Below are 22,918 nucleotides of genomic sequence, written 5' to 3'. Positions count from 1 at the left end.
TTAACCGCGTGGGGTCGCAGCGGCCAATTTGCCTGCCGCCCCTGACGCGTCCTTGGATGGCGCGACTTGGGGCAGGTTGCTGGCTTCGAGCGCTTTACGTTGTTGTGCCAGGGCGGCAATGGTTTCGTCGCTGGCCATCGGCACGGTTTCAGGCGTGACCGGTGCACCCGGACGAGCCCGTTGCAGCCCCTTGACGATGATGGTGTCGTCCTTGCTCAGGCCGCTGCGCACGATGCGCAGGCCTTCGATCTTCGGACCCAGTTCGACGGCGCGGTAGGCCGGCTTGTTCTCGGCGTCCATCACCAGCACGAATTTCTTGCCCAGGTCGGTGCCGACGGCTTCGTCGTTGATCAGCACGGCGGCGTAAGTGCCGCTGCCCACCAGTTTCAGGCGGGCATACAGGCCTGGGGTGTAGGCACCGTCCTTGTTGTCGAACACGGCACGACCACGGATGGTGCCGGTCTGCGGGTTGACCTGGTTGTCGACGAAGTTCATCTGGCCCTGGTGCGGGTTGCCGTCTTCGTTGGACAGGCCCATGTAGACCGGTGTGGCCTGGCCGCGCTGGCCCTGGCGGGCAAGTTGGGTGTACTTGAGGAAGACGCGTTCGTCGGCATCGAAGTAGGCGTAGACCTTATCCGTGGAGACCACGCTGGTGAGCGGGGTGACGTCAGCGGTCACCAGGTTGCCGGCGGTGATGTCCGCCCGGCTGACGCGACCGCTGATGGGCGAGGTCACCCGGGTGAAGCTCAGGTTCAGCTTGGCCAGGTCCAATTGTGCCTGGATGGCCGCAGCGGCGGCGCGGGCTTCCTGGGCGGCGCTGGTGCGCGAGTCGGCCAGCTCGGCGGAAATGGCATTGCTCAAGCGCAGGCGTTCGCCACGCTGGGCTTCGTTCTCGCTGCGGGTGGCGGTGGCTCGGGCTTGGGCCAGTTGGGCTTCGAGACGACGTACTTCAGCCTGGAAGGGGCGTGGGTCGATCTGGAACAACAGGTCGCCTTTCTTGACCAGCGCACCTTCGGTGAAGGCCACTTCGTCGATCTGCCCGGAAACCCGTGGGCGGATCTCGACGGTTTCCGGCGCTTCCAGGCGGCCGGTGAACTCATCCCATTCGTTGACGGGCTGCTCCAATACCTTGGCCACACTGACTTTGGCCGGCGGCATGGACGCTGCCGTGTCGGGAGTCTTGCCGCAGGCGCTCATCACCAGCACCGCCAGCAGCGCGAGGGGAAAACGCAGTTTTGAAAGTGAATGTTCCATGGATAGCATCCGCCAATGTATTGAGAATGGGCGGATGATGCGTGGCGCAAGGCAGAGGAACGAATCGAATGAAGCAAAGGTAACTATCATTCAGAATGATATAAGCCATCGATAAGGCCTCTAGTCCGGCGATGCTATCCATTGGATGTTGAGTTTATTGTGGCGAGGGGATTTATCCCCGCTGGGCTGCGCAGCAGACCCCAAAAGATTCAGGGTTGCTGCGCAACCCAACGGGGATAAATCCCCTCGCCACAGCCTACTGCGGCAAATAGATGTCATGGACTCGCTTGACTGTCCCATCCGCGCGAAGCGCTTCAACCGCTTCGCGCAAGTCCTCGACCATTTTTGGCGAACATTGCTTCGAGCAGGCCAGGTAAAGGTCAGCGCTGCTGCCGACCTTACTCATGAGCAGTTTGCGCTTGGACACCTTCGGCCAGATGTACAGACTCTCCGGCACGCCGTTGAACCAGGCATCGATACGCCCCATCAACAGCATCTGGGCGGGGTTGTCGCCGATGGCCAGCGGATAGATCTGTTCATCGCTGAACCCTTCGGTGCGCAGGATATCTTCCTGTGCACTGCCCAGGCCGACGCCGATCTTGCGATAGGTTTCCTTCGCTTGGGCGAAGCTGCTCACCCGTCGCTCAAGGCTGAAAAAAGCACGCTCCATAGGCATGATCGAAGCGATCCAGGTGAAGCGATCCTCGCGGGTAGGGATGCGCGACAGTGGCGCGATCAAGTGGTCATGTTCTTCACTGACGTGTTTCTGTGCCCTGGCCCAGGGGAGTAGATGGATTTTTACGGCGTACCCGGCCTTGGTCATGGCCGCCACGGCGACATCGCCAACGATTCCGTGGCCCCTGGGGTCGTTGACGAATGTCAGCGGCGGCGCGTCGAGGATATGCAGTTCTATCTCCAAGGGTTCACCGCGTGCGTTGTTGACAACCAACAGCGGTAACAACAGACAAAGCCTGGGTAGCGCTCTGGTGGGGGCATTCAAGACGCGTTTGCTCGGGCTCATGATCAATACTTCAGGCATTGGAAAGTGGTGCGCCATTCAAAGGGGGCGCGGAAACAGCGTCTTGCAGGCCGACGTTTTTATGTCATGCAGCGCACCCGAAGCGGGTTTGCCACAGTCGTCTTATCAGGACACGCCAGTCTGTTGCCTTGGCCTGACTGCGTGTACTTGAAGGTATAGATCATCCGCTCGACAAAAACCTTGAGCCAGCGCACGGGTTTTTGTTTCGGTGCAAAGAGGTGTGATTCATACGGGGTTGGCTCGGGCCTGCTCGGCAATCAATTGCACCAGTATCCCCGCGGGTTCGGTGAGGCTTTGTCGAGGTCGATGGACGAGCCCGACGTCACGGTGGAAGGTGTGCTCCGCCAGGTCGAGGGCGCGCACACCCTCTGGCCATTTGTGGTGGGTCGCGGTTTGCGGCACCAGGGCCACACCGACGCCGTTTCCAACCAGCTTGATGATGGCCTCCAGTTCATCCAGCTCGCTGACTTCGTGCAAGGCGAAATGCATCTTGCGCAGGAAACGGTCCACCTGCCGGCCACCGAACGACGCCCGGTCATAACGAATGAAGGGTTGGCTGCCAAGCAGTTCAGCCCAGTCGTCTCCGGGGAGCGCGCTTGGAACGATCAGTCGATACGGCTCCAGCGCCAGGGTTATCCAGCGCAGGTCGCTTTGCAGCGAGAACGGCGGGCGGATGATGGCGGCCATGTCGATTTCGCCGGCATCCACCAGGTTGATCAACTCCATCGACACGCCAGGAAGGACCCGCGTGCGGCACTGCGGACATTGTTGGTGAAACCTGGCGAGCGCGTCTGGCAGGAAGGAGCGCTGCACCGAAGCGATAGCGCCAATGTTCACCAGGACGCTGGGGGCAAGCCCGGCAGGACTCGCGCCAAGATTGTCGTAAAGGCGCAACAATTCTTGGGCTTGCAAGAGTATTTGATGGCCCATCCGATTGAGATGAGCCGAGCGTCCCTTGCGGTCGAAAATCTCGAAGCCAAGCTCGGCCTCCAGGCGCTGGATCTGTGCGCTGACCGCCGCCTGGGTGAGGCCGATTTTATTGCCTGCGGCAGCGAAAGTACCTTCCCGTGCTACGGCGATAAGGGTCTTGAGTTCTTTGATCATTCACAAATATTAATTGTGTTACTGAGAGAAATATATTGTTTTTCTTGTTTTGAGCCCGGCCTTACGATGGCCAGGTCCTTACAGAAAGCAGCAGGAGCCATGATGAGCCTTTCTCCCTTCCACCTCGCAATCCCTGTTTATGACCTTCCAGGCGCTCGAGCCTTTTATGGCGAAGTGTTTGGGTTGCAAGAGGGTCGCTCCAGCGCGCACTGGGTCGACTTCAACTTCTACGGCCATCAGTTGGTTATCCATGAACAGCCGAAGACCGCTTCCCAAGAGAGCGCCCACAGCAATCCGGTCGATGGGCACGACGTGCCGGTGCCTCACTTCGGCATCATTCTGGGTTGGCAGGAGTGGGAAGCGCTGGCCGAGAGGCTGAAATCCTTTGGCACCGAGTTTGTGATCGAACCTTACATACGTTTCAAAGGACAGGTTGGAGAGCAGGCGACAATGTTTCTGTTCGATCCTTGCGGTAATGCGCTGGAATTCAAGGCGTTCAAGGATATGAGCCAGATTTTCGCTAAATAGAAGGAAGGGGCGTGCCGGCAGCTTGATAGTGGCTGGCTTGTGACGCTATTACTTAATGGTCACAAGTTGTCAACGATCTTCAGGATGCGTAAGCTGCCTCCATGAACCAGCCCTCAATACCTTCGCCCAGCACCCGCGGCCCCGCCGATCACGACATTCGAAACCAGATTGTCGCGGCGGCCAACGAGCATTTCAGTCAATACGGCTACGGCAAGACCACGGTGTCCGACCTGGCCAAGGCCATCGGGTTCTCCAAGGCCTACATCTACAAGTTCTTCGACTCCAAGCAGGCGATTGGCGAGGCCATCTGTAGCCAGTGCCTGGCAGAAATCGTCGCGGCGGTGGAGCAGGCCATCAGTGAAGACGGGCTTTCAGCGACGGAGCGTTTTCGCCGCTTGGTCAAGGCGCTGATCACCACAGGCGTTAACCTGTTTTTCAATGATCGCAAGCTCTATGACATTGCAGCGTTTTCCGCGTCTGAGCAATGGCCCAGTTCGCAAGTCTACAACGCTCGGATCAAGAGCTTCGTGTTGCAAATCGTGCGCGAGGGGCGCGAGCTGGGCGAGTTCGAGCGCAAGACGCCCCTGGACGAAACCGTAGACGCGATCCATCTGGCGCTGCGGCCTTTCGTCAATCCGTTGTTGCTGCAGTACAGCCTCGATTACGTCGAGGTTGCCCCCACGCTCACCTGCAACCTGATCTTGCGCAGCCTCATGCCTTGAGCTGTGGCTGAAGATTGCACCCAGGCCATTGCAGGCGCTTTATCCATCCGATTCGCCCCATGCTCCAGCGGCTGATGGTCGCCTTTATTTATCCAGTTTGTGACTATTGACACAAATGGTCACATGAATAAATATGGCGTATCTGCTCTTAGCCTGGGGCGTCGGTATGACGAGCTTTGCCAAACTGCTGCAGCAATTCGATCCAGACGCCCCCTTTGTTTCTCCGCCCAACTGGCAGCAAGGTCGTACCATCTTTGGCGGGCTTTCAGCGGCGCTGTCGCTGCAGGCGGTCTTGCGGGAACGTCCGGCGGACTTCCCTCCGTTCAAGTCCGCCCAGGTGTCATTCATCGCCCCGGTGACACAGGCCCAGACGTTCGATGTAAGCGTGTTGCGCCAAGGACGATCAGTCACCTCGGTATCCGTCGACTGTCTGTCGGGTGATGACCTTGCGTTGCGCACAATCCTGCTGTTCGCCCAGCCCCGGGCGAGCAGGATTACGCATGATTCCTGGGGTCGGCCGTTTGTGGAGGGACCGTCCCACTACGCCACCCTGGCGCTGGACAGCAAGATTGCTCCGGCTTGCGCCTATAACTTCGAGATGCGTCCTGCGGGCGGTTCGTTGCCGGTGTCCGGTGCCGAAAGTCCTGAATTATTGATGTGGGTACGCCACCTGGATGCCCAGGGCGTGGATCCGGCCGTTGCCCTGATTGCACTGGCTGACAGTTTGCCGCCGGCCGCCATGACCTGTTTCACCGAACCCGCGGCTATCAGCTCTGCGTCCTGGATGATTGACCTGCCGCAGCCAGCCGCTGCCGGCGAATGGTTTCTTGTGAGCTCTTTCAGCCAGCAGGCGCTGGAAGGGTACTCGCTACAGGACATGGAAATATGGGACGAAAGCGGCCGTCGTGTGCTTTGGGCGCGCCAGACAGTGGCGATTTTTACCTAATACAAACAACCCAGGCTGCACCCCCCAGAGTTCCAATCCAAGAGTCCCAATAATGAAAAAAATAATATTCAAGGCCCCCGTGGGCCTCGTCGTTGCGCTCGCCACTTCTCATGTGCTTGCAAGCGGTTTTGCCCTGAATGAACAGAGCATCAGCGGGATGGGATCGGGGTTTGCCGGTCGCTCATCCTCGGCCGAGGATGCGAGCACCGTCTTCGGTAACCCCGCGGGCATGTCTCGCCTCAAGTCAGAGCAGGTCAGCCTGGGGGCGGCGACGCTCTTCGCGAAGAACGACATCAGCCAGACCCGCAGTACTTTTGGCGGCCAGGAAGACGGCGACGTCGTGCCCACGACCACTGTGCCCATGGGTTACTACGTCAAGCCCATCGATGAACATTGGGCGTTCGGCGTGGGTTTCTATGTGCCGTTCGGCCTGATTACCGATTACGGCAGCGACTTTGCCGGGCGCTATTACGGCAACAAAAGCGAGGTCACGACGCTCACGTTCCAGCCCACCATCAGCTATGCCTTCAATGACAGGGTTTCGATCGGTTTCGGCCCGACGGTCAACCGTATCAGTGGCGAGATAACCGGCACAGTACCCAACCCACTGAGCCCGGGTCGCAATGATGGAAAACTCAAAAGCAACGGCGACGATACGGCCCTTGGTTTCAATGCCGGTGTCTTGGTGCAGGCGACAGATCGAACCCGTGTGGGATTGACCTACCATTCCAAGGTCAGCTACCACCTGGATGCCAAGACCAAGGTCAGCAACGGCATCTTCAGTGTGATAGGGCTTAGCGGGCGCAGCTATGATGCTTCACTGGATGTGGATACTCCGGAGTCCGTGGACATCTCGCTGACTCACCAGCTCGACAATGACTGGACCTTGTACGCGGGCAGCACCTGGACACGCTGGAGTCGCTTCAAGGAACTGACCATCGAGAACACGGGCTTGCCACCTTTATTGAGCGGCGCGCTGGGTACCATCACAGAAGAGCAGAATTGGCACGATACGTGGGCTCACGCCATTGGCACGTCGTATCAGTTGAACAACCAGTGGGTGCTGCGCGCAGGCTTCTCGGTCGACCAGTCGCCCGCCAACAACACCAACCGTGGGCCACGTATTCCTACCGGCGACCGAAAAATCATCAGCTTCGGCGCCGGCTGGACGCCAGTGGACAACGTCACGATCGATGTCGCTTATTCCTATCTGTGGGAGGAGAGCGTACGGGTCAACGAAACCTCGCCGACCAGAGGTGCCTACAGCTCCAGGTACAGGAACAGCGCGAGCGGCCTGGGTACTTCCGTCAGCTATCGCTTCTGATCGATCACCGCTCTAAAGGTCGGGGGCGCGCGTGCATTGTCCCCCGACCTTCAGAATGCCGTTTCCCAGGGTAAAAGCAGCCTTGCTCAGACGCCCATGATGCGTGCCATGAGGCCTTGATGAAACCAGCGTGGCGTGGCCCAGGTCAGGACGGTGATTGCCTTGTTGCCAAACCCCGGAACGACACTCATGCGTCCGGCTTGCAGCGCCAGGATTCCTGCGCGCACAACAGGCTGGGGTTGCATCATCACCATTTTCAAAGCCGGTGTGAGCTTTTGTCTGGCGCTCTCTGCAAACCCGGTGTCCGACATGCCGGGGCAAAGGGCTGTCACGGCGATGCCTTCGTTTTTGAGTTCGCGGTGCAGGGCTTCGGAGAAACGAAGCACGTAGGCTTTTGCGGCAGAGTAAACGGCGAAGTTCTTTACGCCCTGGAAGGACAGCAGGCTTGCGACCATAAGGATGTGTCCACGTTGGCGAATTCGCATGTCAGTTGCGAAGAGGTGGGTCAGGGCCGTCACACTGGCAATATCCACGGCGATCATCGCCAGCGATTGGTCCAGGGACTGAGTCAGGAAAGGCCCCTGCAAGCCATGGCCGGCATTGTTGATGAGCACATCGATCAGGATATTGCGCTCGCTCAGTCGCGCGTGCAGATCGATGATCGCGGGGATCGAGGACAGGTCGACTTGTTCGACGAGCACATCGATGTGGAACCGCTCGCGCAACTGCGCCGACAGCGCCTCGAGTCTATCCAACCTGCGTGCTACCAGGACGAGCGATTTTCCCTGCGCTGCATATTGCCGGGCAAACTCTTCGCCAAATCCGCTTGAGGCGCCAGTGATGAGCACCCAGGAGCGTTCGTTAGGTTTCATATCGTTGTTCTCTGGTTGTGAGCTGAAGGAGAGAGGGGGCGCAAGTGTCGGGTTATCTGGTCAGCTCAGCGAATTGCCACCGGCTCGGCCTCAGGAGGTTGCCAGCCGCCACCTAGCGCCCTGAATGCTGCAACCGCCGCCCGTGCCGACTCCATGCGCGCTTGCGCCCGCGCATCGGAGACTTGCAGCAGCGTCGCGTCGGCATTCAGAACATCGATCAGGCTGGCTGTGCCTTTCTGATAGGCAATGAATGACGATTGGCGGGCCTGCGTCAGCGAGGTTTCGCCCTGGGTGAGGGTGCTCGCCTGGGATTCTCGATTCACCAGCGCGGAGAAGGCATTCTCGACGTCCTCGGTGGCGCGCAATACGGACTGACGGTAGGCCGCCAGCGCTTCGGCTTCCTGCCCCTTGGCCTGGTCGATTTGCGCATTGATGCGGCCAAAGTCGAAGAGTCTCCAGCGCAGGCCCAGTGCGCCGGCCGCCTGGCTGGAGTCGCCGGTGAACAGGTTGCCGCCGGAAACCGCTGTGGCACTGCCCAGTAACGCACTGAGGGAAAATTTCGGGTAGTACTCAGCGACGGCCTCGCCGATACGCGCATTGGAGGCGGCAAGACGGCGCTCGGCCACGATCAGGTCTGGTCGGCGGCGCAGCAGATCGGCGGGGGTTCCCATGGCTGTTATCTGTGGCGCCAGGGGGATGCTTCGTCCGTTCACCAGTTGCGTGCGATGGGTGCCGGGCGGCGTGCCAAGCATGACATCCAGCGCATTCATGGCGGCATCCAGGCCGGTCTGCAGCACGGGCACCGTCGCCTGGACCTGTGACAGGGCGCCCTCGACCTGGTGAACCTGATAGTTGGCCGCAAGGCCCTTGCTGTAGAGCAGTTGGACTTTCTCCAACAGATCCTGCTGTGTCTTGACTTGTTGATTGGCGATGTCCAGCCGTGCCTGCAGCCCGCGGGCGGTGATGTAGAGATCAGCGGTCTGCGCGGCAACGACCAGTCGTGTGGCCGCGACGCCAGCCTCGGACGCCTGGTATTGGGCCAATGCGGCCTCGCGTCCACGGCGCAGGCCGCCGAAGAGGTCGATTTCCCAGCTGGCACCCACGTTAAGTTCGTAGGCGTTGCCGTACCGATCGTATCCAGGCGTCGAGTTCAGCACTTGGCCAAGGGGTGTTTCCACGGATTGGTATGAGCGCGCGGCCTGGCCGTTGATGTTTCCAGAGGGCAATAACGCGGCATTTGCAGCACCCAGGCCCGCCCGTGCCTGGGTGACGCGGGCCGAAGCCTGGGCCAGGTCCAGGTTCTGCTCAAGCGCCTGGGCAATCAGGTCGCTGAGCACTGGATCAGCAAAGCCTTCCCACCACGCGACGAGGCTGGCCGATGTCGCTGCGGACCTCTGCTCGACAGACGCCTGGCCCAGGTAGCGATGCCCTGGCGCAGCGTCCGGACGCTGGTAGTCCGGACCGACCGTGCAGCCTGTCATCAAGCTGAAGCTCACCAGCAAAGCGGCGGGGTGGAGGGGCGACATTGAGACTCCTGGAGTCATGGATGATTTGTGACCATATTATATTATGGTCACATCCTGTCAATGAACACTCATAGGGCGCAATAGTAAGTATGTCCGTTAATCGTTAAGCGCTGCTGCAACTAGCACAGCGGGATGATCTGTGACGATTGACAGAAATAGTCACTGGATTGAGAATGAGGCTCTTGTCCTATCTGCCCAAAAGGGAACCTATGCTCCGGCTTCGACCTGTCACCTTTGCCGCTTGCTTGTTGCCTCTCGTCCTGACGGCGTGTGGCGACTCATCCACCGCTAAAGATCCACGCACGCTTGCGCCCCTGGTGCGGGTTTCTGAAGTCCAGGGTTCGTCTGATCTCTCGCGATCTTTTACCGGCGTCGTGGCGGCTCGGGTCCAGAGTGACCTGGGCTTTCGGGTCGCGGGCAAGGTGCTTGAGCGCCTGGTCGATAGCGGACAGGTCGTCAAACGGGGGCAGCCGTTGATGCGCCTCGACCCCATCGACCTTGGGCTGCAGGCGCGAGCCCAACAAGAGGCAGTCGCTGCCGCTCGGGCCCGGGCCAAGCAGACCGCCGATGACGAGGCACGCTATCGCGACCTGGTCGCCGCAGGCGCTATTTCCGCATCGGGCTATGACCAGATAAAAGCTGCTGCCGATACTGCCAAGGCACAACTCAGCGCTGCGCAAGCGCAGGCTGACGTCGCCCGGAACGCATCGGGTTATGCCGTGCTGCTCGCCGATGCCGACGGTGTTGTGATGGACACGCTGGCCGAGCCCGGGCAAGTCGTCAGCCCCGGGCAAACCGTGGTTCGACTGGCGCGGGCAGGGCAGCGCGAAGCCGTTGTGCAATTGCCCGAGACCTTGCGGCCTGCCGCAGGCGCCACCGCACAGGCGACGCTTTATGGCGTCACCACGGGGGCGGTCACCGCGAAGCTGAGGCTGCTTTCGGATTCGGCTGACCGCGTGACGCGGACCTTCGAGGCGCGGTACGTGCTGGAGGGCGCGCTGGCCAATGCGCCGCTGGGGTCGACCGTCACCCTTCGCATCGCCGAAGACCGCGCGCAACGGCAGGCGCTGCAAGTGCCGATCGCTGCCGTTTTTGACCCGGGCAACGGCACCGGCGTGTGGGTCATAGACGGGGAGCCTGCGAAAGTCACCTGGCGACCTGTGCAGATCCTGAGTTTGAGCGATGACGCTGCACGAGTCGCCGGCAAGCTCAATGTGGGCGAGCGTATTGTCGGGCTCGGCACCCATCTGCTGCGTGAAGGTGAGGAAGTGCGGCTGGCTCAACCGGGTGATGTGAAGGTTGCCGGGGGCCGTCCATGAGCCTCAACCTGTCGGCACTCGCCGTTCGCGAGCGCTCCATTACCGTGTTCCTGATCTTCCTGATTGCCGTCGCAGGCACCTTGGCATTCTTTCAGTTGGGACGTGCCGAGGACCCACCGTTTACGGTCAAGCAGTTGACCGTCATCACGGCATGGCCAGGCGCGACCGCCCAGGAGATGCAGGACCAGGTCGCCGAGCCGCTTGAAAAGCGCCTGCAAGAACTGAAGTGGTACGACCGCACGGACACCTACACCCGTCCCGGCCTGGCCTTCACCATGGTGTCGCTGGTCGATCGCACGCCACCTTCGCAAGTGCAGGAGGAGTTCTATCAGGCGCGTAAAAAGCTCCAGGACGAAGCACTCAAGTTACCGGCGGGCGTGATCGGGCCGATGGTCAATGATGAGTTTTCCGATGTGACGTTCGCGCTGTTCGCCCTGAAAGCCAAAGGCGAGCCACAGCGGTTGCTGGTGCGCGATGCTGAAGCGTTGCGCCAACGCCTGTTGCACGTGGCAGGTGTGAAAAAGGTCAACATCATCGGCGAACAGGCCGAACGCATCTTTGTTTCCTTCTCCCATGACCGGCTGGCCACCTTGGGCGTTTCGCCCCAGGATATTTTCGCCGCGCTGAACAGCCAGAACCTACTCACGCCCGCCGGCTCCATCGAAACCAACGGGCCGCAGGTCTTCCTCCGGGTAGACGGCGCCTTCGATAAGCTGGCAAAAATCCGTGACACGCCCCTGGCGATTCAAGGTCGCACGCTCAAGCTCTCGGACGTCGCGACCGTCGAGCGTGGTTATGAAGATCCGGCCACCTTCCTGGTGCGCAATAACGGCGAAGAGGCCTTGTTGCTAGGGGTCATAATGCGCGAGGGCTGGAACGGCCTGGACCTGGGCAAGGCCCTGGACGCGGAGACGGCCAGGATCAATGAAGGCATGCCACTGGGCATGACGTTGACCAAGGTCACCGATCAAGCCGTGAACATTGACTCGGCCGTCGGCGAGTTCATGGTCAAGTTTTTTGTCGCGCTGCTGGTTGTAATGCTCGTTTGCTTTCTCAGCATGGGCTGGCGTGTAGGCGTTGTGGTCGCAGCCGCCGTACCGTTGACACTGGCGATAGTGTTTGTAGTGATGGCGGCCACCGGAAAGAACTTCGACCGGATCACCCTGGGCTCGTTGATCCTGGCGCTTGGGCTGTTGGTGGACGACGCCATCATTGCTATCGAGATGATGGTGGTGAAGATGGAGGAGGGCTACGACCGGATCAAGGCCTCCGCGTATGCCTGGAGCCATACGGCCGCGCCGATGCTGTCCGGCACGCTGGTGACGGCCATCGGATTCATGCCTAACGGTTTCGCCCAGTCGACCGCCGGTGAGTACACCAGCAACATGTTCTGGATCGTCGGCATTGCCCTGATCGCTTCCTGGGTGGTGGCGGTGGCCTTCACCCCATACCTGGGGGTGAAGTTGTTGCCGGACATCAAGCAGGTCGAAGGCGGCCACGCAGCCATCTACAACACCCGCCACTACAATCGTTTCCGCCAGGTCCTGACCCGCGTCATCGCACGCAAATGGTGGGTAGCCGGCACCGTGATCGCAACATTCGTCGTGGCGATTCTCGGCATGGGGCTGGTCAAGAAACAGTTCTTCCCGACCTCCGATCGTCCCGAGGTGATGGTCGAGGTGCAGATGCCCTATGGAACCTCCATCGAGCAGACCAGTGCCGCCACCGCCAAGGTCGAGGCCTGGTTGCAAAAACAGGATGAGGCAAAAATCGTCACGGCCTACATCGGCCAAGGCGCGCCACGTTTCTACCTGGCGATGGCGCCGGAACTGCCCGATCCTTCGTTCGCCAAGATCGTGGTGTTGACCGAGAACCAGGAAGCGCGCGAGACCCTCAAGTTCCGTCTCCGTGAGGCGGCTGCCCAGGGGCTCGCCCCAGAGGCGCGGATCCGGGTGACGCAATTGGTGTTCGGTCCGTATTCGCCATTTCCGGTTGCCTACCGGGTGATGGGGCCTGATCCGTCGAAATTGCGCGAGATCGCGGGCCAGGTCCAGGATGTCATGCAGGCGAGCCCGCTGATGCGAACCGTCAATACCGACTGGGGGCCGCTGGCGCCGACGTTGCATTTCACCCTGGATCAGGATCGTTTGCAGGCGGTCGGCCTGACGTCAAATGCCGTCGCGCAGCAATTGCAGTTCCTGCTCACGGGGGTGCCGATCACGGCGGTTCGCGAGGACATTCGTTCGGTGCAGGTGGTCGGTCGTGCTGCCGGTGACATTCGCCTCGATCCGGCCAGGATCGAAGGGTTCACCCTGGTGGGCGCGGCGGGCCAGCGCATTCCGCTGTCCCAGGTGGGCGAAGTCGATGTGCGCATGGAGGATCCGATCCTTCGTCGTCGTGATCGCACCCCGACCATTACGGTACGTGGCGACATTGCCGAAGGCTTGCAGCCACCGGACGTCTCGAGCGCGATCATAAAGGCACTGCAGCCGGTCATCGAGACGCTGCCGAGCGGCTACCGGATCGAGCAGGCGGGCGCCATCGAGGAGTCGGGCAAGGCCGGCAAGGCGATCGTGCCGCTGGTGCCGATCATGGTGGCCCTGACGCTGCTGATCATCATCGCGCAGGTGCGTTCGATCTCGGCAATGATCATGGTGTTCCTCACCGCACCGCTGGGCCTGATTGGCGTGGTGCCGACCCTGCTGATTTTCCAGCAGCCGTTCGGGATCAACGCCTTGGTCGGCCTGATCGCACTCTCGGGCATCCTGATGCGCAACACATTGATTCTGATCGGGCAGATCCATCACAACAAACAGGAAGGGCTGGACCCGTTCCACGCGGTCATCGAAGCCACGGTACAACGGGCCCGCCCGGTCCTGCTGACGGCGCTGGCAGCGATCCTGGCCTTCATTCCGCTGACGCATTCGGTGTTCTGGGGGACGCTGGCCTACACACTGATCGGCGGTACGTTCGTTGGCACCATCATGACGCTGGTGTTCCTGCCGGCGATGTATTCCATCTGGTTCAGGATTCGTCCTGACCCTTCAGCGCACGCTCACACAGCTGTGCAGGTTTAAGCAGTGCACTTGTGCTGTTTAGTGAACATCGACTGAGATATGAAGAGGTTTCAATGATGACTTCCCAAGGTCAAAAACGCATCGTCGTCACTGGCGTGGGCATTGTCGGCCCGTTGGGCTGTGGCGTTGAAGAAGTCTGGCAGCGCCTGCTGGCCGGGCGCTCCGGCATTCGCATCCTGTCTGGCGATATTACCGAGGGAACTGGCGTGGCCGTGGGCGGCCAGGTACCTTCGTTGGAGGAGGACGCCATCGCCGGTTACGACCCGGAACGCATCATCCCGGCCAAGGATCGCAAGAAGATGGATCGCTTCATCGAGTTCGCGCTGGTGGCGGCCGAGGAAGCGTTGCAACAGGCTGGCTGGCAACCGACCGATGCCCACGACCAGGAGCGGACGGCGACCCTCATCGCCTCGGGCGTGGGTGGCTTTGGCGCGATTGCCGGTGCCGTACGCACCACCGATGAGCGTGGCCCGCGCCGATTGTCGCCGTTCACGGCACCGGCTTTTCTCGCCAACATGGCGGCCGGGCACGTATCCATCCGGCACGGTTTCAAAGGACCTCTGGGCGCGCCGGTAACCGCTTGTGCGGCCGGGGTTCAGGCCATTGGCGACGCGGCCAGGCTCATCCGAAGCGGCGAAGCGGATATCGCCATATGCGGCGGTACGGAAGCGGCGATAGATCGCGTGACCCTGGGTTGCTTTGCCGCCGCCCGCGCACTGTCCACCGGTTTTGCCGAGCGCCCGCAAGAGGCCTCGCGGCCCTTTGATCGTGATCGCGACGGCTTTGTCATGGCCGAGGGCGCTGGATTGCTGGTGATCGAGTCGCTGGAGCACGCTCTCGCACGTGGCGCCAAGCCCCTGGCGGAACTGGTGGGTTATGGCACCAGCGCCGATGCCTATCACCTGACGGCGGGGCCGGAAGACGGCAACGGCGCTCGGCGTGCGATGGAACAGGCGCTGCGCCAGGCTTCTGTCAGCCCCTCGGATGTGCAACATATCAATGCTCACGCGACGTCCACCCAGGTCGGCGATAGCGGGGAACTGGCCGCCGTTCGCTCGGTGTTCGGCACGGACTCCGGTGTGGCGATTACCTCTACCAAATCGGCCACAGGGCATCTTCTGGGGGCGGCTGGTGGTATTGAGGCAATTTTTACGGTGTTGGCGCTTCGGGACCAGATTGTCCCGCCTACCCTGAACCTGGTTCATCCTGACGAGGCTGCTGCGGGGCTTGATCTGGTTGGTCTGAAGGCCAGGAAGATGCCGATTACCCATGCGCTTTCCAATGGATTTGGGTTCGGTGGGGTCAATGCCAGCGTGTTGTTTCGTCGTTGGGGGCCTGAGGTTTAGGGGGGGCGTGTGTATATCCGTTGCTGCGGTAACGGCTACTTAGGGTTCCGCCTTGACGGCGGCTCACTTTTGGAAGAGCCGGGAGCCGGACCAGCCAAAAGTAAGCAAAAACGCTTTGCCCCACCACTCGGTGCCTCGCCTAGGCTCGGCATGCCCTCACTCCGGCATTGCCATCGTGGTTAACGGGGCGCCCGAGATCAACGTCCACCCCGAGGCGGCCTGACAGCCGACCTGGTTCTTGGTGAAGACCGAATTCATCCTGTGGGAGCAAAGCTTGCTCGCGAAGAGGCCAGCACATCCAGAATCGTCATCGGCTATGACACCGCCATCGCGAGCAGGCTTGCTCCCACATTGGATCTTCAGCAGACACAGAATCCATGTACACCGCAAAACCTGTGGGAGCGAGCCTGCTCGCGAAGAGGGCTGCAAGCCCAACAGCCATGTGACTGACCCATAACCATTGGTGAGGCAATTTTTGCGCTTTTTTCGAAAGTTTAAATGGCCGCAGAAACAGAACCGATTATTCAAAAGTGACGAAAGTGGTGAACCAGGCCATGGCGACCGCCGACGGCCCCGACGTGGTGGCTGAAGTGGTACTCCAGATCGCGCGTGCCGAGCGTCCGAAGTTGCGCTATACCGCTGGCAAAGCGGCCGGCCAGTTGCAGTTCATGCGCAGTTTTTGCTCCGGCACGCTTGCTGGAAACGGGCATCCGCAGGGCGCTGCAGCTCGAAACCAAACGGCCTTCTCAGGCACACTGATGCGGCCTGGCCATACCCGTTGCCGTGTCTGTTGCATCTGCAGGGCAGCGATGACGATCCTTTGAACGAACAGGACAAGAACCATGACATTCAAGGCGCTGCTCACGACTAAAACCGGCGAAGCGATCTCGACCCATCTGGTCGACTTCAAGGACGAGGACCTGATGCCCGGTGACGTTACCGTCGCGATCGAGTTCTCGACCGTGAACTACAAGGACGCCATGGCCCTAAGTGGACGCTCCCCCGTCATTCGCCAGTTTCCGCTGATTCCGGGCATCGACTTCGCTGGTATCGTCGAGACTTCCAGTCACCCGGGGTTCGAGGCCGGCGACCGTGTGCTGGTCAACGGCTGGGGGCTGAGCCAGACCCACCACGGTGGCTTTGCGCAGAGGGCGCAGGTGAGCGGTGACTGGCTGATAAAAGTCCCGGAAGTATTCTCGACCCAGGCGGCCATGGCCATCGGCACCGCAGGCTACACGGCGATGCTCAGTGTCCTGGCATTGGAGCATGGCGGGCTGACCCCGGATCGAGGCGATATCCTGGTCACCGGTGCCAGCGGCGGCGCCGGCTCGGTGGCCCTCGCACTGCTGTCGGGCCTGGGCTATCGAGTGATCGCCTCGACCGGACGGCAAGAGGAGGGCGACTACCTGCGCGACCTTGGGGCGACGCAGGTCATCGACCGCAACACCTTGTCGCAGCCGGGCGCACCGATTGGCAAGGAACGCTGGGCTGGCGTCATTGATTCGGTGGGCAGCCACACCCTGGCCAATGCCTTGGCTCAAACCCAATATCGCGGCGTTGTCGCTGCCTTCGGCCTGGCCCAGGGCGCGGATCTGCCTGGCTCGGTGCTGCCTTTCATCTTGCGTAACGTAACCCTGGCCGGTATCGATTCGGTCAATGCTCCGCAAGCGGTGCGCCTGCAGGCATGGTCGCGACTCGCCCAGGACCTTGATTTGAGCAAGCTGACCCGCACCACCCAGATGGTTGGCTTGGCAGAGGTGCCTGCCGTTGCCGCTCGGGTACTGGAAGGCAAGGTGCGCGGGCGCACCGTCGTGGACGTGAATGCATGAGCCACGCTTCTCGCGCGTTCCGCTACCTGGCGACTTTTTCGGCACTGTTGTTTTTCGTGTTGGCCGCCATCTGGTTGTTCGCGCCGGCCGCGTTGCTGGCCAATTGGGGGGTGGTTTTCGATGGCGGTGTCACGGGGTTGGTAGGCCGGCGTGCGGCACCGCTCTACGCGGGCATTGGAGTTGCGTTGCTGTTGGCCCGCAATGCGCCGCCGTCACCAGGACGAACCGGCGTGGTGGCGGGCTTTGTCACCACGTGCTCGCTGCTGGCGCTGCTGGGGCTGGTCGAATGGGCCATGGGCAATGTCGAATCGGGCATCTTGCCGGCGGTGCTGGTCGAAGTTGCCCTGGCGTTGGTCTTCTTGTTTGTACTAGGTGCTGAAAGTAGGGCCAGGGCCCAGCGATGAACATCTGAGGACCGCTCCGATAATTCTTTCCTCGCGTTCATTTAGCGCCGCAAGGCATTGGTACCTTGCTCCAATGCCCCGTCAAGTCAGCGTCACAGCATGCGGCGCAGGACGTCGCTTCGAGGGTCCCGGTCGAAGAGCCGGTGTTTGAGGGCGCCGGCAATATGCACCACGATCAGGCCGAGCAGGGTGTAGGCGAGCACTTTATGCAGCCATTGAAAGACGACGAACCAGTCGTCATTTTTCCCAAGTAGTTCCGGAAGGTTTATTCCGAAAAAGAACACCCCGTCACTCATCGTGTAGGTGCTCGACATCGAATAGCCCATCAACGGGACAATCACCAGCAGTGCATACAAGGTGCGGTGCGCAAGCCATGAGGAAACTCTCTCGTAGCGCGCCAGCGTCTCCGGCGGTTGCGGCAGCCTGGGGGTGCGCACGCGCAGGGTAATCTGAATCAGGGCCAGCAGAAACGCCAGCACCCCAAAGGATTTGTGCCATGGGTAATAGAGCTCATATTTGCTCGCCACTTCGTCATCGAGCCCGGTCATGTGCCAGCCTGCCCAGAGGAGGCCGGCGATGAGCACGGCGCGCACCCAGTGCAACATACGCAGGGACGTCGGATACCGATCAATTATTGTTTGATTTTCCGGATTCATCGCGGTCTCTCCATCGATCATCAAGCCATCGAAATGCACGTTTTGGACGGCCACCCTCCACGACACAGGGCCTTGGAGGGTGGTCCGGTCAGTGCGGTTTTTTGTTCTCAGTTGGGTAGCAATACGGTAATGACTTTCTCTTCGGTATAGGCCAACGCGCCGCTAAATCCGCCTTCACGGCCAACGCCACTGGACTTGACGCCGCCCCAGGGCAAGTTGGCGTCCAGCGGGCTCCAGCAGTTGATGCCCACGGCACCGGCCTTGACTGCTGCGGCGACGCGGTGTGCTCGCACCAGGTCGCTTGTCCAGACCGTGGCCGCCAGGCCGTAGTTGGAATCGTTGGCCAGTGCGATCGCCTCGTCCTCGCTGTCGAACGTGATCACCGTGCCGACGGGGCCGAAGATCTCGTCCCGGGCGATCGCCATGTCATTGCTGGCATTGGCGAAGATCGTCGGCCGGACAAACCAGCCCCGTTCAGGGCTCGATACGCCGCCGGCCAACAGGGTGGCACCTTGGTCTATGCCCAGTTGGATGTAACGGTTGACGCGATCCAATTGCGCCTTCTTGGCCACCGGTCCCATCTGTACGTCGGGTTGCCGAGGGTCACCGACCTTGACGGCTCGCGCGGCATCGGCAAGCGCTGCGGCGAAGCGATCAGCGATGTTGCGTTGGACCAGGATGCGCGAGCCAGCCGCGCAGATCTGTCCCTGGTTGGCGAACAGGCCGAGCGAGCAGCCGAACAGCGCGTCCTCGAACGAGGCGTCGTCGAAGACGATCTGTGGGCTTTTGCCGCCCAGCTCCAGTGCCACGTGCTTGAAAAGCACGCCGGCGGTGCGCTGGATCTCGCGTCCGGCCTCGGGGCTGCCGGTGAAGCTGATCTTGGCGACGTGCGGGTGCTCGCACAAGGCGCGTCCCACCTCGTTGCCGTAGCCGGTGACCACGTTGATCACGCCGTCAGGGAAGCCCGCTTCCTGAGCCAGCGCCGCCAGGTGCAGGGCCGACTGTGGCGTCTCTTCCGAAGGCTTGATGACCACGGTGCAGCCGGCCGCCAGCAAAGCGGCGAGCTTCCAGACTGTGATCATCAGCGGCGAGTTCCAGGGAACGATGGCGCCAACCACGCCCACCGGCTCCCGGATCGTGTACGAGAGGGCCTTGGTGCCGAAGTAGCCGCCGGTGGGAATGGTGCGGCCCTCCAGCTGGTTGGCCCAGCCGGCGGCGGCGCGCAGGTTGGCGATGGCGTTGGGTACGTCCAGCCGGCGCGGCTCGATCGGTGAGCGCCCGATGGCATTGGTGTCCAGGTCAGCCAGCACGTCGGTGTCGCGCTCCACCAGGTCCGCCAGCTTCGACAACAGCCGGCCACGCTGGGCGCCGTCGAGCTGGCTCCAGGCGCCACCTTCAAGTTGGGTGAGTGCCGCCGCTACGGCACGGTCCACGTCCTCGACGGTGCCGCGTGCGGAGCTGCCGTAGATCTGTTCTGTCACGGGGTCGACGAGTGTCATGCGACGGCCGTCGGAGGCCTCGAAGGACGCGCCTTCGATGAAGTGGTTCAGGTGTTGAGTCATTTTGCAGTCCCTGATTGATGTGGAGTAGTCGGGGTATGCACACCTCATCCCTTGAGGGAGGCCAGGGCGTCGCCAAAGATGTCCAGTGCCTTGAAGAACAGCGCGCGCGAGATCGTCAGCGAGGGCATGACGCGCATCACGTTGCTGTAGCGACCGCAGGGAATCATCAGCACCCCGTGGTTCAACAGGTAGCCCATGAGTTGGCCGATCTTGTCCGGTGCCAGTGGCGCCTTGGTGACCGGGTCCTCGACCAGCTCGATCCCGATCATCAGGCCGCGACCACGGACTTCACCGACCAGCGGGCTGTCGAAGCCACGGATACGTTCCTGCGCTTGCAGCCCCAGCGTGTGGGCGCGGTTGAGCAGATCGAGCTCCGGGTCCTGGAGGATGCTGATGTTGGTCAGCGCCACGGCTGCGGACAACGAGTTGGCGGCGAAGGTGTTGGGCATCGATCCGTCAGGAATCTTGGCTGCCAGGTCTGAACGCATGATCAGGCCCGCCATCGGCAGGTCGCTGCCGATGCCCTTGCCGAAGGTGAGCATGTCGGGCTTCACGCCCGAGTGCTCGACCGCCCACATCTTGCCGGTACGCCCCGCGCCGGACTGCACTTCATCGACGATCAGCAGCGCGCCGCTGCGGTCGCAGGCCTTGCGCAACAGTTGCAGGAACTCGGGTGAGGGGGGCACGTAACCGCCTTCGCCCTGCACCGGTTCGACGATCACGGCGGCCACGTCATCGGCGGCGGTGTAGGGGGTGTTCAGCAGGTAATCCACGTAGTCGCCGGCAATCTGCTCGGCGCTTTTGTGCGTGGTGTCGAAGGGGAAACGGTAGGCATAAGGGTAGGGCGCATGAATGACCCCGCCCATCTGGGCGCCATAGCCCTTGCGGTAGGCCGTGCCTGTGGTCAGCGCACCGGAGGCGTTCCACACGCCGTGGTAGCCGCCGTGGAAGGCGATGATCTGGTGCCGTCCGGTGACGCGTTTGGCGAACTTGATCGCCGCCTCCAGCGCATCGCTGCCGCTTTGCGTGAAGAAAGTGATGCAGTCGCCGCGCAAGCCGTCGGGTGCGATCTCGGAGAGCTTGGCGGCCAGTTCGGTGCGCCGGGTGCTGTTGACTTCCAAGGCATGCATCAGCACTTCGGATTGCTCGCGAATGGCCTGCACCACCTTCGGATGGCAGCGGCCTACGCTGCTCACGCCCACGCCAGCGGACAGGTCGATGTAGGTGTTGCCATCGGCGTCCTTGAAGGTCGCGCCGAAGGCCCGGTCCATGGCGACGGGCATGCGTCCGCCGCCGCGAGCCATCGACTCGGTACGTGCCGACAATGCCAGGGCCTCGGTGGCCCTGGGGCCAGGAATGGCGGTGTTGATCCGCGGGGCATCGGCGAAATGGAGGGATTCTAGTTTGGCTTCACTCATGACGGTCTCTCAGGATGTCGGTTTCAGTGTCCCGATCATCCTCGTGGCCCGTTCCAGGCCGGTAGCCCGAATCGGCACATTGGGCGGGCCGCCTCGAGCGTCAGCACCAGAGCACTGCCATGATCAAAGAGAATTTGCATAATTCTCTTAATGTGAGAATATCGCGCAACAAGGCATTCTAAGAACAAGAATATTGGCCGAGGCTCTCGTCATCATGAAAAATCAGAACATCAGCCATTTTCGTGACATCCACGTCCACGCCGCCACCGTCCAGGAGTGGAATCAGGACTACAACCAGCTAACCGCCGGTACGGCCGAGAGTTCGCTCATCCAGTTGACGACGGGGCGTTGCCACGTATTCCGCGAGCAGATCAACCAGCGCGTGGTGCAGCATGGCGTGGCCCCCCGAGGCAAGATGTGCTTTGCCGTGCCGATCACCGTCCCGGGTTCGATTCGGATGCAGGGTCGAGAGGTGGACGAGAGCAGCCTGTTCTTTCTTCATGGCGGTGAGGAGTTCATGTTCCACATGCCGATGGGCATGGAGCTGCTAGCCATTACCTTCGAACGCGAATTGTTCGAACAGGCGTTGGCGCAAACCGCGTCGGCCAAGGAAATCAGCCAGTTACTCCGCCAGCCAGTGATCAGGCTCCCCCCGCAACGCTACGCTGACGCTCGACGTCGGATGCTGGCTGCATTCTCCCAGGCGCTCTCGAACGAAGAACTCGACAATGGGCAGGACCGGGAGCTGGCATTTGAACAGGCCATGCTCGACGAGTTGCTGCAACTCATGACTGACCCGGCCTGTGACAAGCAGCAGCGTTCGCCAAGCTCCACGCGCAGCTTCATTGTCGAGAAATGCCATCGCCTGGCGACCGCGGAACTGAACAACGTGCCCAGCGTCGACGAGTTGTGCCAGCGACTCCAGGTGAGTCGACGTACCGTGCAGAACAGTTTCCGCTCGGTTGCCGAGACGACCCCGATCAATTACTTGCGCTCCGTGCGGCTCAACGGTGTACGCCGGACCTTGATGACCACCCAGGCGTCGCGTCTTTCGATCGGCGATGCCGCCGCCCAATGGGGTTTCTATCACCTCAGCCATTTTGCCGCGGAATATCAGGAACTGTTCGCCGAACTGCCCTCTCAAACCGCGCGCGCTGCCATCAGCGGTTGCGTGCTTGCTTGAATATCTGCCTGCTGCACTGCGCACGGGCTGGCTTGATTTCACAAGGATGTAGAAACGATGAATAGCCTTCGCCGCCTGCTCAGAGTCTTCGACTTGTTTCGCCCTGAGCAGCCGGTCATCGATGTGGACATCATTTGCCAGGAGCTCGGCTACACGCCTGCCACCGCCTATCGTTATCTGCGCGAGCTCGGCGACGCGGGTTTCTTGAAGCGGTTGCCGCGCGGCTACGCACTCGGCCCTCGAATCGTCACGCTGGAACATCAGATGGCGAACTACGATCCGTTGCTGGCGTGCAGCCGGGACCTGGTCGACAGGTTGGTCGACGATACCGGCCTGGATGCGCTGGTCAGTGAGTGGCATGGCGATTCAGTGGTCAACGTGCTGATCCAGCGGGGTTCCGATGTCGGCCCGGTCGGTGGCGACAGGGGGCGCCCGATCGACCTTTTCCACAGTGCCACCTCGCGGGTCGTGTTGGCGTATCTGCTGCCGCGCCAGATCCGACGCATCTATGACGCTCACGCGATCCCGTCCGGATTGTTGCACCTGGGGTTGGCGTGGAAGCCGTTCACCAAGAGCCTGCTCGCCATCCGCAAGCAGGGCTACTGTATCAGCGAAAGCGAGTTGCACCCGGGACGCAGTGGCGTTGCGGCGCCGATCTTCGACGAAAAACGGCGCGTCCTTGGAAGCATGACCCTGGTCGGGCGCAGTGAACGGTTTCGGGCGTTTCAACCGGGCTACCTGTGCGACCTGGTTACCGGCGCGGCATCGGAACTGACGGCACGTATCGCCTTGCAATGAGGGGGTAGGGG

At 61.3% G+C, this 22,918-nt stretch carries 20 protein-coding genes; 12 read left to right on the top strand and 8 right to left on the bottom strand.

All coding sequences use genetic code 11. The features are described from left to right. The 3 genes from mexE to F7R20_RS12695 all read right to left on the bottom strand — a co-directional run bounded on the left by mexE (position 1) and on the right by F7R20_RS12695 (position 3,397). The gene (gene mexE / locus F7R20_RS12705) at positions 1-1,254 is read right to left on the bottom strand and encodes a multidrug efflux RND transporter periplasmic adaptor subunit MexE (protein WP_003202296.1); all 1,254 of its coding nucleotides are present in this window, start codon (positions 1,252-1,254) and stop codon (positions 1-3) included. Positions 1,255-1,510: 256 nt separating this feature from the next. After that, entirely contained in the window at positions 1,511-2,275 is a 765-nt protein-coding gene (locus tag F7R20_RS12700) for a substrate-binding periplasmic protein (protein WP_003202294.1), read from the bottom strand. 243 nt (positions 2,276-2,518) lie between these two features. Continuing rightward, complete coding sequence (locus F7R20_RS12695) at positions 2,519-3,397, bottom strand: LysR substrate-binding domain-containing protein (protein WP_081352557.1); 879 nt, start codon at positions 3,395-3,397, stop codon at positions 2,519-2,521. 102 nt (positions 3,398-3,499) lie between these two features. Between F7R20_RS12695 and F7R20_RS12690 the strand changes: the two genes are divergently transcribed. From F7R20_RS12690 to F7R20_RS12675, 4 genes are all read left to right on the top strand, one after another. After that, a complete protein-coding gene (locus F7R20_RS12690; protein WP_003202291.1) occupies positions 3,500-3,925 on the top strand; it encodes a VOC family protein in 426 nt (141 codons plus the stop codon). A gap of 101 nt (positions 3,926-4,026) precedes the next feature. Beyond that, on the top strand, positions 4,027-4,647 hold the full coding sequence (locus F7R20_RS12685; RefSeq protein ID WP_003202289.1) for a TetR/AcrR family transcriptional regulator: 621 nt from the start codon (positions 4,027-4,029) through the stop codon (positions 4,645-4,647). Positions 4,648-4,780: 133 nt separating this feature from the next. Next, on the top strand, positions 4,781-5,593 hold the full coding sequence (locus F7R20_RS12680) for a thioesterase family protein (RefSeq protein ID WP_003202287.1): 813 nt from the start codon (positions 4,781-4,783) through the stop codon (positions 5,591-5,593). Positions 5,594-5,645: 52 nt separating this feature from the next. After that, positions 5,646-6,917 carry an OmpP1/FadL family transporter gene (locus F7R20_RS12675; RefSeq protein ID WP_003202285.1) on the top strand — a complete coding sequence of 424 codons (1,272 nt, stop codon included), beginning with the start codon at positions 5,646-5,648 and terminating at the stop codon, positions 6,915-6,917. Positions 6,918-7,003: 86 nt separating this feature from the next. Here F7R20_RS12675 and F7R20_RS12670 read toward each other — a convergent pair whose 3' ends face one another. Both F7R20_RS12670 and F7R20_RS12665 read right to left on the bottom strand, forming a co-directional pair. Then, positions 7,004-7,789 carry an SDR family NAD(P)-dependent oxidoreductase gene (locus F7R20_RS12670; protein ID WP_003202283.1) on the bottom strand — a complete coding sequence of 262 codons (786 nt, stop codon included), beginning with the start codon at positions 7,787-7,789 and terminating at the stop codon, positions 7,004-7,006. Between the two features lie 65 nt (positions 7,790-7,854). Continuing rightward, entirely contained in the window at positions 7,855-9,315 is a 1,461-nt protein-coding gene (locus tag F7R20_RS12665; protein ID WP_003202281.1) for an efflux transporter outer membrane subunit, read from the bottom strand. 209 nt (positions 9,316-9,524) lie between these two features. Here F7R20_RS12665 and F7R20_RS12660 point away from each other — a divergent pair, with 209 nt between their 5' ends. The 6 genes from F7R20_RS12660 to F7R20_RS12630 all read left to right on the top strand — a co-directional run bounded on the left by F7R20_RS12660 (position 9,525) and on the right by F7R20_RS12630 (position 17,290). Next, complete coding sequence (locus tag F7R20_RS12660; protein WP_003202278.1) at positions 9,525-10,634, top strand: efflux RND transporter periplasmic adaptor subunit; 1,110 nt, start codon at positions 9,525-9,527, stop codon at positions 10,632-10,634. Then, a complete protein-coding gene (locus F7R20_RS12655; RefSeq protein ID WP_003202276.1) occupies positions 10,631-13,711 on the top strand; it encodes an efflux RND transporter permease subunit in 3,081 nt (1,026 codons plus the stop codon). Before F7R20_RS12660 ends, F7R20_RS12655 begins: the two co-directional genes overlap by 4 nt. A gap of 53 nt (positions 13,712-13,764) precedes the next feature. Further along, entirely contained in the window at positions 13,765-15,057 is a 1,293-nt protein-coding gene (fabF, locus tag F7R20_RS12650; protein ID WP_003202274.1) for a beta-ketoacyl-ACP synthase II, read from the top strand. 554 nt (positions 15,058-15,611) lie between these two features. Beyond that, positions 15,612-15,881: a hypothetical protein gene (locus F7R20_RS12640; protein WP_232002346.1), complete on the top strand. Its 270-nt coding sequence runs from the start codon at positions 15,612-15,614 to the stop codon at positions 15,879-15,881. Positions 15,882-15,899: 18 nt separating this feature from the next. Beyond that, a complete protein-coding gene (gene acuI / locus F7R20_RS12635; protein WP_003202269.1) occupies positions 15,900-16,886 on the top strand; it encodes an acrylyl-CoA reductase (NADPH) in 987 nt (328 codons plus the stop codon). Next, positions 16,883-17,290, top strand: a complete 408-nt coding sequence (locus tag F7R20_RS12630; RefSeq protein WP_003202267.1) for a hypothetical protein — start codon at positions 16,883-16,885, stop codon at positions 17,288-17,290. Before acuI ends, F7R20_RS12630 begins: the two co-directional genes overlap by 4 nt. 92 nt (positions 17,291-17,382) lie before the next feature. On the opposite strand, the gene F7R20_RS12625 is transcribed toward F7R20_RS12630, so the two are convergent. The 3 genes from F7R20_RS12625 to F7R20_RS12615 all read right to left on the bottom strand — a co-directional run bounded on the left by F7R20_RS12625 (position 17,383) and on the right by F7R20_RS12615 (position 20,926). After that, on the bottom strand, positions 17,383-17,946 hold the full coding sequence (locus F7R20_RS12625; RefSeq protein ID WP_003202265.1) for a cytochrome b: 564 nt from the start codon (positions 17,944-17,946) through the stop codon (positions 17,383-17,385). A gap of 107 nt (positions 17,947-18,053) precedes the next feature. Next, a complete protein-coding gene (locus tag F7R20_RS12620; RefSeq protein ID WP_081352556.1) occupies positions 18,054-19,508 on the bottom strand; it encodes an aldehyde dehydrogenase family protein in 1,455 nt (484 codons plus the stop codon). A gap of 44 nt (positions 19,509-19,552) precedes the next feature. After that, positions 19,553-20,926 (bottom strand): aspartate aminotransferase family protein, encoded by a 1,374-nt coding sequence (locus F7R20_RS12615; protein WP_003202261.1) that lies wholly within the window; start codon positions 20,924-20,926, stop codon positions 19,553-19,555. Positions 20,927-21,140: 214 nt separating this feature from the next. Between F7R20_RS12615 and F7R20_RS12610 the strand changes: the two genes are divergently transcribed. Together F7R20_RS12610 and F7R20_RS12605 are read left to right on the top strand one after the other, a co-directional pair. Then, positions 21,141-22,109 carry a helix-turn-helix domain-containing protein gene (locus tag F7R20_RS12610; protein WP_003202259.1) on the top strand — a complete coding sequence of 323 codons (969 nt, stop codon included), beginning with the start codon at positions 21,141-21,143 and terminating at the stop codon, positions 22,107-22,109. A 57-nt stretch (positions 22,110-22,166) separates the two neighbouring features. Continuing rightward, entirely contained in the window at positions 22,167-22,907 is a 741-nt protein-coding gene (locus tag F7R20_RS12605) for an IclR family transcriptional regulator (protein WP_003202258.1), read from the top strand. Positions 22,908-22,918 lie beyond the last annotated feature (11 nt).

This window comes from Pseudomonas brassicacearum subsp. brassicacearum (assembly GCF_008801605.1).
GTDB classification, from domain to species: domain Bacteria; phylum Pseudomonadota; class Gammaproteobacteria; order Pseudomonadales; family Pseudomonadaceae; genus Aquipseudomonas; species Aquipseudomonas brassicacearum.
Note: the sequence above shows the minus strand (reverse complement) of the source record. Positions and strands in the feature narration are given on the sequence as shown.